We start from the raw sequence: 14764 nt of genomic DNA on the forward strand, positions 1-14764 counted from the left end.
GAAACGGGACACCCACGTCATGAAACCCTTCATCGCCTCCTCGCTCGTCGCGCTGCTGGCCACGGTCGGCACGCATGCGGCGGCTGCCGATTCCGCCTCCGACGCCGACGCGCAAACGCCGTCGTGCGCGATCGCGTACGTGAAAGGCGTCGGCGGCTCGCCGCGCAGCCTGCGCGAATATCTGGCGAGCCCGACGCCGTACAACTACCTGAAGGAAAACGAGCTGCAGTGCAAGGTGTCGGACGACGGGCGCGCATCGAACTGCACCGGCGTGACCTACATCCGCAACGAGCAGGTCAGCGTGTACGACGATTCCGACCCGGCGACGCTGACGGTCGTCGCCCCGGTGGAGCTCGATCACGGCCAGAAATATCCGGTGATCCTCGTCATTCAGCGCAAGGACGCGCGCTGCGCCCGTTGAGCGGCGCTGCCGCGGGATCGTGGCGGGTGTGAGAACGACTGCGAGCCGCTTCGTGCAGCGAAGGCCCACTACACGCAACACTGACGACCCGCGCCGCCATCGCCTAGAATTCGATCAGCACGGCGACACGACCGCCGCCGCGACTCGCTGCCGCCCGCACCATCCCCGCGCGCGGCACATGGAGAGCGCCATGACCGAACTGTCGACCGCGACCGATCACGTCGATTACGAAGGCTTCGAAATTCATGTCGTGCCCGGCCTCGCGCCCGGCAGCGACGCGCGTTATACCTACACCGGCTATGTGTGCCATCCGGGCGTGAATCCCGCCCTGCCCGATCATGCGGTGGCCTTCCATGCCGACGGCGAAGAGAACTTCGCGAGCCTCGACGAAGCGGTGCGCGAAGCCGTGCACATCGGTAAAAGCATCGTCGACGGCACACATCCGGATCTGTCCGTTCTGGCGCTCGTGACGCACGGCTACTGAACGCGTTCGGCCGTGGCTGCATCCGCCGCGTCGAATCGCGACGTGGCCCCGGCGCCGCACCGGTTGCCGTTATCCGCGCATCGCGACGGCGCGTTTCGCGCGCTATGCGTTTCCCCGGATAACACGCCGCGCGCGGACGCCTATCATTTTTGTATCGTCACCCTCCGGCACTTCCCCATGCGCTCCGTTCTCCGCCCGTGCGCCAGCCGGCGGCGTATTGCCGTGCTCGTCGCCATCCCGCTGCTCGCCGCCTGCACGATCACGCCGCCGCCGTCGCTGCACTCGGTGCTGACGATCCCGTCGGTCGTGCGCAGCGCGAACCTCGACCAGTATCGCGTCGAAGTCGCGCGGTGCGTGGCCGACCACAACCCGTCGGGCGTGTCGCGCGGCACGCCGCAGGCGATGCTGCGCTCGCTCGTCGTCGTCGCGTTCACCGTCGATCGCGGCGGCCGCGTCGTCAATGCTTCCGTCTATCGCAGCAACGGCGACAGCGAGGCCGAAGCCCTTGCGCTGGCGTCGCTGCGCCGCTCGGCGCCGCTGCCTCCTCCGCCGCCGAAACTGCTCGACGGCAACGGCCGGCTGGAGATACTGGAAGGCTGGCTCTTCAACGACGACGGCCGCTTCGCGCTGCAGAGCACCGCGTCCGCGCAGGCGCAATCGCTCGATTGAACCGTCGGCACTCCGCACTTACCGCTCCGCGGCCGCGCTCGCTATAATTTTTCGCCATTGCGCGGCCATCCCGCCGCGCACGCGTTCGCACGCCGCATCCGGCACGCGAGCCGATCACGCCGGCATCCGGCGGCGGCGGCCTATCCGTCTCCATCGTCGAACGGCGGGCGATGCCCGCGCCACGACACGCGGCGCGCAACGCCACCGCGTCATCCGCTCGGCCGCGCCCGGCTGCGCCAGTCCGCGCTCGCCGCGGCCGAACACCCCAACGATAAAACGGAGACATCCATGTCCGCATTCCCCCCGGCCGTTGCACGCGCAACCGGCTCGGCCGGCGCCGTCAGCCATCGGCGCATCGTGTTCGCGAGCTTCATCGGCACCGCGATCGAGTTCTACGATTTCTACGTGTATGCGACGGCCGCGGCGCTCGTGATCGGGCCCGTGTTCTTCCCGCACGGCTCCGCGACCGCGCAGGCGCTGTCGGCGTTCGTGACGTTCGGCATCGCGTTCATCGCGCGGCCGATCGGCTCGTTCCTGTTCGGTCACTTCGGCGACCGCATCGGCCGCAAGTCGACGCTGGTCGCGTCGCTGCTCGTGATGGGCATTTCGACCACCGCGATCGGCTTCGTGCCGGGCTACGACACGATCGGCACGCTCGCGCCGGTGCTGCTGTGCGTGCTGCGCTTCGGCCAGGGCATCGGCCTCGGCGGCGAATGGGGCGGCGCGGCGCTGCTCGCGACCGAGCACGCGCCGCCCGGCAAGCGCGGCTGGTTCGGGATGTTTCCGCAACTGGGCCCGTCGGTCGGCTTCCTGATGTCGAACGGGCTGTTCTTCGCGCTCGCGCTGTCGCTGTCGGACGAACAGTTCCGCAGCTGGGGCTGGCGGATTCCGTTCCTGGTCAGTGCGGTGCTCGTCGCGGTGGGCCTGTACGTACGACTGAAGATCGCCGAGACGCCGGCCTTCCAGGCCGCGCTCGAGCGCGACGAACGCGTGCGCGTACCGGTCGCGACGCTGATCTCCCAACACTGGCAGCCGACGCTGCTCGGCGCGCTCGCGATGGTGGTCTGCTACACGCTGTTCTATATCTCGACGGTGTTCTCGCTGTCGTACGGCGTGTCGGCGCTGCATATTCCGCGCCAGAGCTTCCTCGGTCTGCTGTGCTTCGCCGTCGTGTTCATGGGGCTCGCGACGCCACTGTCGGCATGGGCGGCCGACCGCTTCGGGCGCAAGCCGGTGCTGGCCGCGGGCGCGATCGCCGCGCTGCTGTCCGGCTTCGCGATGGAGCCGCTGCTCGGCAGCGGCTCGATGCCGCTCGTCGCGCTGTTCCTGACGCTCGAGCTGTTCCTGATGGGCGTGACGTTCGCGCCGATGGGCGCGCTGCTGCCCGAGTTGTTCCCGACCAACGTCCGCTACACGGGCGCCGGCGTCGCGTACAACCTCGGCGGGATCCTCGGCGCGTCGATCGCGCCGTACATCGCGCAGCTGCTCGCCGCGCGCGGCGGCCTGTCGTGGGTCGGCGGCTATGTGTCGGTCGCGGCGGCACTGAGCCTGATCGGCGTGCTGCTGATGCGCGAAACCCGCGACGCATCGCTCGTCTGAACTCCGGGACAGCCCCCGTTGTACGGCGCGCGGCGCTGCCTATACTCGGAGCCGGGCGCACCGCGCCCGGAACTTCTCCATCTCAAGGAGGCGCCGCGATGAACGTCCATCTGAACAACGCCGACCTCGTGCTGATCCTCGCGCTCGCGCTCGGCAGCGCGCTGCTGCTCGCCGCGCGCTTTCGGCCGCAAAGCTGGCGCGGGCTGCTCGTCGAAGCCTTGCTGGCGAATCTGGCCGCGATCGCGGCGGTGGTGACGGTCGAAGCGTTGCTCGCGTGAAGCGCTCGCGCGCACAGCGGCGTCGATAGCCCCGTCAGGCCGTCAAGCGCACACGCCGCGCGCCATGCGCCGGGCCGACCGCATCGATCGCGTCGAGCACCTGCGCAACCGACGGCGGCGCACCGGGCTCGCCGATCGACAGCGCGTGCGGCGCGCCGCCGATGCCGCAATGGTGCCGCGACGTCGCGACGAAGATCATCACGGTCGGGCGCTTCAATGCGTGCGCCATATGCACGAAGCCGGTGTCGACACCGACCACGAGCGTCGCCAGACCGATCGCCGCGCCCAGTTCGCGCACGGACATCGCGGGCAGCACGATCGCGCCGGGCGCCCGCGCGGCGATCTGCTGCGCGTCGTCGTGTTCGGCCGGCGATCCCCACGGCAGCAAGACGCGCACGCCGCGCGCGATCATCTGCGTGGCCAGCGCGGCCCAGTGATCGGCCGGCCATTGCTTGTCCGGATTCGACGTCGCATGAAACAGCAGCACGAACGGCGTGCCGTCGGTCAGCGCGGCCGGCAGGCGCGCGTCCTGCGGCGCGACGATCCCGTGATCGGCGAGGCCTTCGGGGACATAGCCCAGCGCCTCGCCGGCGCTCACGCGCATCCCGTGCCACGCGTCGCAGTCCGGCCGCGGGCCGAAGCGATGCGAGTACGCGAAGCGGGCGCCCGTCTCGCCGAGATCCTGGGTCTGGTAGCCGACGCGGCGCGCCGCGCGCGCCAGCGCCGAGATGATCGCGCTCTTGTAGACGCCGTGCAGATCGATGACCGCATCGTAGCGATGCGCGCGCAACGCGCCGATCGACGCGGAGATCGCCTTGAAGTCACCGCCGTTGCGCAGCTTCTTGAAACGCCGCAGCGGCGCGCACAGCACGTTGCTGACGCCGGGGTGCCAGCGCACGACTTCGGCGCAGGATTCGTCCACGGCCCAGTCGACCGCCACACCGGGGAACGCACGATGGAGGTCCGCGACGACAGGCAACGTCTGGACGACGTCGCCGAGCGAGGTCACTTTTACGATGAGGATGCGTTTCACTTTTCTTGTGGGGAATGGCCGGCCATTTCGCCATGCTAACGACGCTTGGCGGCCCCACACATTACACCAACATTACATTTGCAACAAAATGCGTCGGTTTCGTAAAGTTTTGTCATGCGCCCATGGCATCCGAATCTTCCTATAATGCGTCTTTGCCCTGCCGGCCGACGCCGATGCAACGCTCAGAGCTTCCCGCCCCGCTTTCCCGTCTGTTTCCGTTCCTCACCCGACGCTCGCTGCGAATCTGGCGCCAGTTCGGCGTCTTCTGGCTCGGCGCCATCGCCGTCGGTCTCGTGGCCGTGCTGTATGCGCGGCTGATCGACTGGGGTTACGACACGTTCCGCACGATGCGCGAGCACGCCGCCTGGCTGCCGCTGCTGCTGACGCCGTCGATCGCCGCGGCGTCCGCGTGGATCACCCGCCGCTTCTTCCGCGGCGCCGAGGGCAGCGGGATTCCGCAAGTCATCGCCACGCTGCATGCGAGCCCGCGCGCATTCGGCTCGCGGCTGCTGACGCTGCGCATCCTGTTCGGCAAGGTGCTGGTTTCGTTCCTGGGGATCCTGGGCGGCTTCACGATCGGCCGCGAGGGCCCGACCGTGCAGGTCGGCGCCGCGCTGATGTTCAACCTGCGGCGCCTCTATCCGCGCTCGAACGCACAAATCGAACGGCAGCTGGTGCTCGCCGGCGCGGCGGCCGGCCTGTCCGCGGCGTTCAACACGCCGCTCGCCGGTATCGTGTTCGCGATCGAGGAACTCACGCGCAGCTTCTCCGCGCGCGCAAGCGGCGTGCTGATCACCGCGATCATCCTCGCCGGCGTCGTCGCGTTGGGCGTGAACGGCAACTACACGTACTTCGGCACGATCAACGCCGGCCAGCATTTCCCGAAGATGCTGGCGGTCGCCGTGCTCGTCACCGCGATCGTGACGGGCATCGCCGGCGGCCTGTTCAGCTGGCTGCTGCTCAACACCGGACGCTGGCTGCCCGCGCGCCTGCTCGTGCTGTATCGCGAGCGCCCGATCGCGTTCGCCGCGCTGTGCGGGTTCGTGATCGCCGTCGTGGGCATCGCGTCGGGCGGCACGACGTTCGGCAGCGGCTATGCCGAGGCACGCGGGCTGCTCGACGGCCACGAGCAGCTGTCGGTGTTCTATCCATTTCTGAAGATGGTGTCGATGGTCGGGTCGTACCTGCCCGGCATCCCGGGCGGGATCTTCGCGCCGTCGCTGTCGATCGGCGCGGGGTTCGGCAACCTGCTGCACCTCGCGTTCGGCAACATGAGCCTGCCGATGCTGATCGCGCTCGCGATGGTCGGCTACCTCGCGGCGGTCACGCAATCGCCGATCACGTCGTTCGTGATCGTGATGGAGATGATCAACGGCCACGCGCTCGTGATTTCGCTGATGGCGACCGCGCTGGTGTCGAGCCGCATCGCGCGCTTCTTCGCCCCGCCGCTCTATGAAACGCTCGCGGAGCGCTATCTCGCGCCGCCGGCCGCCGCACCGTCCGCTACGGCACCGGCGGCGGCTGCCGCTGCGGCTGCGACCGCAAGCGGCGTCACGGAGCCGCAGGATGCGCCCGCCGATCCGCTCGACACGCTGCGCGAAGAAGACGGCGACGCAGAGGTCGCGACGCAGGCGCAGGCGCAGTCATCCGGATCGGCACCCGCAGCCGGCCACGACGCCGCGCACGCCTCTGCGGCACGGCCCGATGCCGACTCACCGGCGTCGACGGCGGCCGACCCGCGCGGCCCTCAGTAGATCACCACCGGCGCAGGCCGATAGTAAATCGGCCGGGCCGGCACGACGATACAGCCGGCGAGCGCGATGGCGACGAGCGCAATCGCGATGGCGGTTCGTTTCATCGCAGCCCCCGGTCAGGCCCAGTGGCCGCGCGTCCAGAACCAGTTCGGCCCGCGCTGATCCCAGTGGCCCGGCACCCAGTGCATGCCGATACGCTCGGCTTCCCAGTGGCCGCCGATCCAGACGTAACGGCCATGCTCCCAACGCCAGTGACCGCGCTCCCACACGTAGCCGACGCGCGCGTCCGGCACGACCTCGTAGCGAACCGGCGGCGGCGCGTTCGGCGCGACGACGACGATCTGCCCGGCCGGCATCGCGACCGGCTCCGCGACGACCATCCGGCCCGACGGCACCATCAGCGGCGCGCCGACGAGAATCTCGTCCGCGCGCGCGGCGAGCGGCGCGACGACGGCCGACAGGCCCGCGACGCACAAGGCCAGCGAAACGATACGGCGTTGAACAGTAGAGACAGCCATCACAACCTCCTGATTGACGAATGACGCGAGCGTATTCGTTCAATGCGGGAGGCCGGCGAGCGGCCGACAGGCGCCGTGTTACGGCGTGCCCGAAAGTGCAACAGGGCGTAAGACGCGCACGGCGGCGTGGCGCCGCCGTGCGGAGAGGGACCGAACAGCTCAGGCTTGCGGAATCTCGATCTTCACTTCGAGCACTTCGAGATCGTCCTGACGCTCGAGGCTCACGCGGATGTCGTCGTTCGAAATCTGCACGTACTTCGAAATGACCGCGACGAGTTCCTTCTGCAGCGCCGGCAGGTAATCGGCCGGCGGACGGCCGCCGACCCGCTCGTGCGCGATGATGAGCTGCAGGCGCTCCTTCGCGACCGACGCGGACTTCTTCTTCTCACCGAGGAGAAACGAAAGAATGGACATGGGCGGCCTCCGTTACTTGCTGCCGAAGAGGCGCTGCAGCAGGCCCGGCTTCTGGTAATCGGTGAAGCGCAGCGGCTTGTCCTCGCCGAGGAAGCGCGCGACGACGTCCTTGTACGCTTCGGCGACGTCGGTGCCGTCGATATGGACGGCCGGCAAGCCCTGGTTCGATGCGTGCAGCACGGCTTCCGACTCCGGCACCACGCCGATCAGCTTGATGCGCAGGATCTCGCTGATGTCCTCGAGCGACAGCATTTCGCCTTCGCTCACGCGCTTCGGGCTGTAGCGGGTGATCAGCAGATGCTCCTTGATCGGCTCCTTGCCTTCGGTCGCGCGCTTGGTCTTCGACGACAGGATGCCGAGGATGCGGTCCGAGTCGCGCACCGACGACACTTCCGGGTTCGTGACGATCAGCGCTTCGTCGGCGAAGTACATCGCGTGCAGTGCACCGGCCTCGATACCGGCCGGCGAGTCACAGACGATGAATTCGAAGTCCATTGCGGCCAGGTCGTTCAGCACCTTCTCGACGCCGTCACGCGTGAGCGCATCCTTGTCGCGCGTCTGCGACGCCGGCAGGATGAACAGGTTCTCGCACTTCTTGTCCTTGATCAGCGCCTGGTTCAGGTTCGCTTCGCCCTGGATCACGTTCACGAGGTCGTACACGACGCGACGCTCGCAGCCCATGATGAGATCGAGGTTGCGCAGGCCGACGTCGAAGTCGATCACGGCCGTCTTGTGGCCGCGCAGCGCAAGGCCGGACGCGAAGCTGGCGCTCGTCGTCGTCTTGCCTACGCCGCCCTTGCCCGAAGTCACCACGATGATTTTTGCCATTTACCCAATACCCTGTGTTCGTCAATGAGAGCCGATCGATCCGGAGCGCAGCGCGTGAATCACGTCAGGCGCAGCGGTTCGATCATCAGTTTTTCCTCTTCGAGCCGGATCTGCACCGCTTTACCCAGTATGTCGGCGGGCAACGGGTTCTCGGTGGTTCGATAGATACCCGCGATCGAAATCAGTTCCGGCTCCAGACACGTGCAGAAAATGCGCGCATCGTGGTTGCCGTGCACGCCCGCGAGTGCGCGGCCGCGCAACGGCGCGTAGATGTGGATGTTGCCTTCCGCGATGATCTCGGCGCCGTGGCTGACCGGCGCGAGCACCACGAGGTCCCCTTTCGCGTAAATCTGCTGCCCCGAACGCAGCGGCCGGTCGATCACCAGCGTCTGCGCACCCGTCGTGGGCGCGCTCGGTGCGAGCTCCGGCGCCGGTTCCGGCACCGCTTCCGCTGCCGCCGCAGCGACAGGCGGCTCGGCCTCGTCGGCCGGCTCCGGCTTCGCCGTGGCCCCGCGGCGATCGCGCGCCTCGAGCAACGGCAGGCCGGCTTCGGCCGCCCACGCCTGCGACGCCTGCGCGACGACACCCACCGGACGCATCCGCACGTCGTTCAGCATCTGGCGAATGTCCGAGAGCGCGACGCGTTCGCCCTCCGCCAGGCGGCGGACGTCGATCGCGACGACGTCGTCGGCGAAAAATTCGGGAGTCGCTTCGAAGCGCTTGACCAGTTCGGCACGCAACGCATCGAGATCGGTCGTCTTCACGGTGAACAGCAACGTATCGACCGATCCGCTGCGCAGCTCGAAGAATGGCGATTTTTTAAGCGACATGGACACTCTGCAAAAATTTTTTGCGTATTTTACAGGCGTCCAAGCGGCCGGCCATTATTTTTGGGCGACCTGGCAAGCGGTATCGCAAGGCGCGCGCGACCAGCGCGCGGACAGCGGGACGCGTACACGGGCCTTCGTCGCTCGGCGCGGGCCCGCACCGGCGCGCGTCACGGTGTATCGATGTGGGATACGAACAACGACTTCATCGCGCCGGGCATCCGCGCGACCGGCGCGTGCTCGCCCGTGTTGCCGAAGCCGGCGCGCTCGTAGAAACGGATCGCGTCGCGGTTCGCATCGGCAATCCATGCGTAGATGTCCCGCGCGCCGCGCTCGGCCAGCCAGCCGGTGGCGGTTTCGAGCAGCAGCACGCCGCCGCGCAGGTGACGCACCGCGTGCGCGACCCACAGCTCGCTGACGAACGCGCGCCGCTCGCGCGTATTGTCGAAATACGCGCCGATCATGCCGGCCGGATGGCCTTCGGTGTACAGCAGGAAAGTCGTCGATTCGTCGGACGCGGCGCGCAACGCGGCAATGGCCGCCGCCGCGTCGGCGTCGACGGTCAGCAATTCGGCCTCCGGCGCTTCGCCCGGCGCGTAGGGCTCACGAAGCGACGCGGCGCGGAGTTCGCGATACACGCTGCCTTGGTCGGCAGCGATACGACGAACAGTCAAGGTCGAACTCATGCAGGCACAGCCCCCTTCGGACAGCAAGCTACTAGCTTCAACCGAAAGCGGGGCATGAGTCAAATCGTTATTTTCAAACGGCCGCGCCGATCGAGAGTCGGCACGCAACGCAAGCGCGTGCGGGCCGCCGCCGCTGTGCAGGTGCAGCATGCTGCCGTCGGTCGGCGAACCGTCACGACGATCGCGTCCGGCCTTCGGACCGTGCGCCTCGCTCGGCTTGTCACTCGGGCATTCGAGCAATCGACGTCCGATGCGGAGACGTCGAAACCGTCAGCGTCCGGCATCCGCACATGCGAAAACGCGGCGCGCGCCGTCCTCGTCGCGCGATCGATATTGCGACGCAACATTCGTTGCAGCGTCGGTCGTCGGCTGTCGCACAGGCTTCGGGCATGCATTCATCTGATCAGAACGCGGGCCGCGCGGGCAGATCGCGCCGCGCGGTGCCCGTTTCAATCGCCCGGCGTCGCCGCCCGCCCGCGAGCCCCACATGCGGTCCGCCGTTTGGAGTTTCGCGCCTAGCGCCGGAGTTTGGAAAGCGGCCGCGCCCATCGTATAACTGGCACAGCCGGACGATCGATCCGGTGCCGCGCCTGCCTCACGCCGCATCGCGGACCACCACGACGAAATGACACGAGCGGCCGTCGCGCTTGCAGGCGCAGCCGGCCCCCAATGGAGGGAGACGATGGCAACGACCGACGGACCGGCCTCGGGCTGGTCGGATGGCAAACGTTATCTGTGGCTGCTCGGCGCGGTGACGATCACGTTGCCGATCCTCGCGGCGCAACTCGCACTGTCGACCGGCGTGCACCTGTTCTGGTGGTTCGGCCCGCTGTTCGCCTTCGGCGTGATCCCGATCCTCGACACGCTGATCGGCGACGACCGCGACAATCCGCCCGAAGCCGTGGTGCCGCAACTCGAACGGTCGCGCTACTACCGCTGGATCGTCTATCTGGCGACGCTGGTCGAATACGTCGCCTTCTTCATGTGCGTGCGGATCGTCGGCACACATGCGCTCGCGTGGTACGACTACGTCGGCTTCGCGCTGTCGCTCGGTGCCGCCACCGGCATCTCGATCAACACCGCGCACGAGCTCGGGCACAAAACCAACCGGTTCGAGCGCTGGCTCGCCAAAATCACGCTCGCGCCGGTCGCGTACGGACACTTCTTCGTCGAACACAACCGCGGCCATCACGTGCGCGTCGCGACGGCCGAGGATCCCGCCAGCGCCCGCTTCGGCGAGTCGTTCTGGGCGTTCCTGCCGCGCACGGTGGCCGGCAGCATCCGTTCGGCGTGGCGGCTCGAGAAGGCACGCCTCGAACGGCTCGGCCGCTCGCCGTGGACCTGGCGCAACGAGGTGCTGCACGCGTGGGCGATGACCGTCGTCGTGTGGGGCATCGCGATCGCGATGGCCGGCCCGGTCGTGATCCCGTTCCTCGTGATCCAGGCGGCGTACGGCGCGTCGCTGCTCGAAGTCGTCAACTACGTCGAGCACTACGGGCTCGGCCGCCGCAAGCTGCCGAGCGGCCGCTACGAGCGCTGCACGCCGCAGCATTCGTGGAACAGCAATCACGTCGTCACGAACCTGTTCCTGTACCAGTTGCAGCGCCACGCCGACCATCACGCGAATCCGACGCGCTCGTATCAGGCGCTGCGCCATTTCGACGACTCGCCGCAGCTGCCGGCCGGCTACGCGACGATGATCCTGTTCGCCTATGTGCCGCCGCTCTGGTATCGCGTGATGAACCCGCGCGTGGTCGCACATTACGGCGGCGACATGGCGCAGTCGAACATCAAGCCGTCGATCCGCGAACGCGTGCTCGCGCAGTATCCGGCCGCGACCTGACGCGGGCCTAGGCGGTCGCGGCCGCGCCGCTCAAGCGGCCTGCGGCAGCCTGAATACGGCTACCGCGCGCCGCAGCGCGTTCGCCTGCTCGGCGAGCGCCTGGGTCGCGGCCGAGGCCTGCTCGACCAGCGCCGCGTTGCGCTGCGTCGCTTCGTCCATCTGCGCGACGGCGACGTTCACCTGCTGGATGCCGGCGCTCTGCTCCTGCGATGCCGACGAGATCTCGCCGACGATCGTGGTCACGCGCTCGACCGCGCCGACGATCTCGCGGATCGAGTCGCCCGCGCGGCCGATCAGCACCGCGCCCTGATCGACGCGCTGCGTCGATTGCTCGATGAGCCCCTTGATCTCCTTCGCGGCGGACGCGCTGCGCTGCGCGAGCGAGCGCACCTCCGACGCGACGACCGCGAACCCGCGCCCCTGCTCGCCGGCCCGCGCCGCCTCGACGGCCGCATTCAGCGCGAGGATGTTGGTCTGGAACGCGATGCCGTCGATCACGGCGATGATCTCGCCGACCTTCGCCGAACTCGCGGCGATGCCGTCCATCGTCTGGACGGCGTCGGTCATCACCCCGCCGCCCGCCGACGCGACCTCGGACGCGTCGCGCGCCAGTTGCGCCGCATACTGCGCGTGCTCAGCCGATTTACCGACGATGCCGGTCAGCTCGGTCATGCTGGCCGCGGTTTCCTCGAGCGACGCGGCCTGCGACTCGGTACGCGACGACAGGTCGTGATTGCCCGAGGCGATCTCCGCGCTCGCGGTCGCGACCGCTTCGGCGTGCGTGCGCACTTCGTGCACGACCTCCGACAGGCTCGCCTGCATCGTCTGCAACGCGCGCAGCAGATCGGCGATCTCGTCGCGGCCGGCCGCGTCGACCGTACGCGTGAGGTCGCCGCCGGCCACCGCCTGCGCACAGGCGACCGCGCGATCGAGCGGCCGCAAGATCGCGCGACTGAACAGGAAGGCGCCGATCATCGCGATGCCGAGCACGATCAGCATCAGCACGACGCTCGTCACGCTCGCGTAGCTCGCATCGCGGCTCGCCTGCGCGGACACCGCCGCGCTCTGCTCGGCGATCACCTTCGCCGCGCGTTCGAGCAACGCGGCGGGCGTCCGGTCGACGCCGGCGACCGCCGCGTCGCCGGCGGAAGGCTCGAAGCCCGCGGCCTTGAATGCGTCGAAGCCGCGGCGATAACCGTCGCCCATCGCCGCATGCGCGCGCGTGAACTGCTCGACGAGCGTTCTGCTGTCGCCGGGCGGCAGCTGCTTGACGAGCTGCGCGGCGAGCGTATCGACGGTGCGCTCGCGCGTCTCGAACGCGTGCCAGTATTTGTCGAGCATCTCCGGCTGCTTGCCGCGCAGCAGCGTGTCCTTCCATTCCTGGACCTGCAGCTTGAATTCAATCAGCGTCGCCGACACGAGCCGCTCGTTGGCGACCTGCGTCTGGACGTCGTTGGCGAACGTGTCGATCGAGCGATTGAGAATGCGGATGCCGTACAGCGCACCGCCGAACATCAGCAGCAGCGCAACGGCGAATGCGAGAGGAATCTTGTAACTGAGCTTCATGGGGCCTTGAATCGGAAGACGGCGACGACGCGGAAAACGCGCGTTGCTGACTTCTGTTAACGGCGTAAGGGGCCGGGGCTGAAGCGGCGAAGCCGCGGGGATGGGCGGTGCTGGCGACGTTGCGGAGCGGAATGCCTGCCGGCGCGCATGCGGGGCATCGAAGGCATCGACACCGCTTCCGTTCGCGATCGCACGGACAAAACGAAAAACCCCGTGATCCTTTCGAATCACGGGGCTTCGTATTTTGGCGGAGAGGGTGGGATTCGAACCCACGGTACGGGGAAACCGTACGCCTGATTTCGAGTCAGGTACATTCGACCACTCTGCCACCTCTCCTTCCTTGCTGCATTTCGCGGTTGGTCGTTTCCGCGAGAAAAAGATTATAAGACGATCACTTCGCGGCTGACAAGCCCTTTCTGAAAATTTTTTACGAGGGCTTCGCAAGACCCGCGTTACGACGCCTGCACCGGTGCGTCGATCCGCTCCATGCCACCCATGTACGGACGCAGCACTTCCGGCACCGTGACCGAGCCGTCCGCGTTCTGGTAGTTCTCCAGCACTGCGACGAGCGTACGACCGACGGCGAGACCCGAACCGTTCAGCGTATGCACGAGTTCCGGCTTGCCCTGCGCGTTGCGGAACCGCGCCTGCATCCGGCGCGCCTGGAACGCCTCGGTATTCGAGCAGCTCGAGATCTCGCGATAGGTGTTCTGCGCGGGCAGCCATACCTCGAGGTCGAACGTCTTCGCCGCCGAGAAGCCCATGTCGCCCGTGCACAGCGTGATCACGCGGTACGGCAGGCCGAGCTTCTGCAGGATCGCTTCCGCATGGCCGACCATCTCGTCGAGCGCAGCGTACGACGTGTCGGGCGCGACGACCTGCACCATCTCGACCTTGTCGAACTGGTGCTGGCGAATCATGCCGCGCGTGTCGCGGCCATACGAGCCGGCTTCCGAGCGGAAGCACGGCGAATGCGCGGTCAGCTTGATCGGCAACGCCGACGCATCGACGATCGACTCGCGCACGGTGTTCGTCAGCGAGATCTCGGACGTGGAGATCAGGTACTGCGTGATCGTGTTTTCGGCGCCGCCCTTCTCGACGCGGAACATGTCGTCCGCGAATTTCGGCAACTGGCCGGTACCGTACAGGATCTCGGGATTCACGATGTACGGCGTGTACGTCTCGCTGTAGCCGTGCTGCTGCGTGTGCGTGTCGAGCATGAACTGCGCGAGCGCGCGGTGCAGGCGCGCGATCGGCCCGCGCAGCATCGTGAAGCGCGCGCCGGCGAGCTTCGCGCCGGTTTCGAAATCGAGGCCGAGCGGCGTGCCGACGTCGACGTGATCCTTCACGTCGAAATCGAACTGGCGCGGCGTGCCCCAGCGACGCAGCTCGACGTTGTCGGCCTCATCCTTGCCGACCGGCACGCTTTCGTGCGCGATGTTCGGCATGCCCAGCATCAGGTCGGACAGGCGCGACTGGATCTCGCCGAGCTTCACCTCCGACGCCTTCATCTCGTCGCCGATGCCGCCGACTTCGGCCATCACGGCCGACGTGTCCTCGCCCTTCCCCTTCATCGCGCCGATCTGCTTCGACAGGCTGTTGCGGCGCGCCTGGAGCTCTTCGGTACGGGTCTGGATCGCACGGCGTTCCGCTTCGAGGGCGGAGAACGCGGCGACGTCGAGGGTGTAGCCGCGATCGGCGAGGCGCTTCGCGACGCCGTCGAGGTCTTTGCGCAGCAACTGGATGTCGAGCATGGGAGGACTTGGAAAATCGTTGTGTAAGACGCGAATTCTAACGCACCGCGGCGGCGCCACGGCATCGGCCGGACGGACAGTGCCGCAAAT

Annotated in this window: 15 protein-coding genes and 1 tRNA gene; 7 read left to right on the top strand and 9 right to left on the bottom strand. The window is 67.7% G+C overall.

Annotated features, from left to right (window positions below):
- Positions 1–19: 19 nt before the first annotated feature.
- The 5 genes from AK36_RS24450 (at position 20) to AK36_RS24470 (ending at position 3451) form a co-directional block, all read left to right on the top strand.
- Complete coding sequence (locus AK36_RS24450) at positions 20–421, top strand: hypothetical protein (protein ID WP_011883719.1); 402 nt, start codon at positions 20–22, stop codon at positions 419–421.
- A 190-nt stretch (positions 422–611) separates the two neighbouring features.
- Entirely contained in the window at positions 612–905 is a 294-nt protein-coding gene (locus AK36_RS24455; RefSeq protein WP_045579504.1) for a hypothetical protein, read from the top strand.
- A gap of 177 nt (positions 906–1082) precedes the next feature.
- Positions 1083–1574, top strand: a complete 492-nt coding sequence (locus tag AK36_RS24460; protein WP_011883716.1) for an energy transducer TonB family protein — start codon at positions 1083–1085, stop codon at positions 1572–1574.
- A gap of 288 nt (positions 1575–1862) precedes the next feature.
- Positions 1863–3173, top strand: a complete 1311-nt coding sequence (locus tag AK36_RS24465; protein ID WP_045579505.1) for an MFS transporter — start codon at positions 1863–1865, stop codon at positions 3171–3173.
- A 98-nt stretch (positions 3174–3271) separates the two neighbouring features.
- Entirely contained in the window at positions 3272–3451 is a 180-nt protein-coding gene (locus AK36_RS24470) for a hypothetical protein (RefSeq protein WP_011883712.1), read from the top strand.
- 34 nt (positions 3452–3485) lie between these two features.
- Here AK36_RS24470 and waaC read toward each other — a convergent pair whose 3' ends face one another.
- Positions 3486–4484 (bottom strand): lipopolysaccharide heptosyltransferase I, encoded by a 999-nt coding sequence (gene waaC, locus AK36_RS24475; RefSeq protein ID WP_041493787.1) that lies wholly within the window; start codon positions 4482–4484, stop codon positions 3486–3488.
- A 173-nt stretch (positions 4485–4657) separates the two neighbouring features.
- On the opposite strand from waaC, the gene AK36_RS24480 reads away from it, so the two are divergent.
- A complete protein-coding gene (locus AK36_RS24480) occupies positions 4658–6238 on the top strand; it encodes a chloride channel protein (RefSeq protein WP_045579367.1) in 1581 nt (526 codons plus the stop codon).
- Between the two features lie 116 nt (positions 6239–6354).
- On the opposite strand, the gene AK36_RS24490 is transcribed toward AK36_RS24480, so the two are convergent.
- The 5 genes from AK36_RS24490 to AK36_RS24510 form a co-directional block, all read right to left on the bottom strand.
- Positions 6355–6756, bottom strand: coding sequence for a YXWGXW repeat-containing protein (locus AK36_RS24490; RefSeq protein ID WP_034194115.1), 402 nt, complete (start codon positions 6754–6756; stop codon positions 6355–6357).
- 159 nt (positions 6757–6915) lie between these two features.
- Positions 6916–7170 (bottom strand): cell division topological specificity factor MinE, encoded by a 255-nt coding sequence (gene minE / locus AK36_RS24495; protein WP_006400798.1) that lies wholly within the window; start codon positions 7168–7170, stop codon positions 6916–6918.
- Positions 7171–7182: 12 nt separating this feature from the next.
- Positions 7183–7998 (bottom strand): septum site-determining protein MinD, encoded by an 816-nt coding sequence (gene minD / locus AK36_RS24500; protein WP_011883701.1) that lies wholly within the window; start codon positions 7996–7998, stop codon positions 7183–7185.
- 59 nt (positions 7999–8057) lie between these two features.
- The gene (gene minC, locus AK36_RS24505; RefSeq protein ID WP_011883699.1) at positions 8058–8828 is read right to left on the bottom strand and encodes a septum site-determining protein MinC; all 771 of its coding nucleotides are present in this window, start codon (positions 8826–8828) and stop codon (positions 8058–8060) included.
- A gap of 167 nt (positions 8829–8995) precedes the next feature.
- Complete coding sequence (locus tag AK36_RS24510; RefSeq protein WP_224383373.1) at positions 8996–9661, bottom strand: GNAT family N-acetyltransferase; 666 nt, start codon at positions 9659–9661, stop codon at positions 8996–8998.
- Between the two features lie 532 nt (positions 9662–10193).
- On the opposite strand from AK36_RS24510, the gene AK36_RS24515 reads away from it, so the two are divergent.
- Entirely contained in the window at positions 10194–11354 is a 1161-nt protein-coding gene (locus AK36_RS24515) for an alkane 1-monooxygenase (RefSeq protein ID WP_045579368.1), read from the top strand.
- A 30-nt stretch (positions 11355–11384) separates the two neighbouring features.
- Here AK36_RS24515 and AK36_RS24520 read toward each other — a convergent pair whose 3' ends face one another.
- From AK36_RS24520 to serS, 3 genes are all read right to left on the bottom strand, one after another.
- Positions 11385–12920, bottom strand: a complete 1536-nt coding sequence (locus AK36_RS24520) for a methyl-accepting chemotaxis protein (RefSeq protein WP_045579369.1) — start codon at positions 12918–12920, stop codon at positions 11385–11387.
- Positions 12921–13165: 245 nt separating this feature from the next.
- A tRNA-Ser gene (locus AK36_RS24525) sits at positions 13166–13256 on the bottom strand.
- A gap of 116 nt (positions 13257–13372) precedes the next feature.
- Entirely contained in the window at positions 13373–14674 is a 1302-nt protein-coding gene (gene serS / locus AK36_RS24530; RefSeq protein ID WP_014722636.1) for a serine--tRNA ligase, read from the bottom strand.
- Positions 14675–14764: the final 90 nt, after the last annotated feature.

The organism is Burkholderia vietnamiensis LMG 10929 (assembly GCF_000959445.1).
In the GTDB taxonomy this organism is placed as follows: domain Bacteria; phylum Pseudomonadota; class Gammaproteobacteria; order Burkholderiales; family Burkholderiaceae; genus Burkholderia; species Burkholderia vietnamiensis.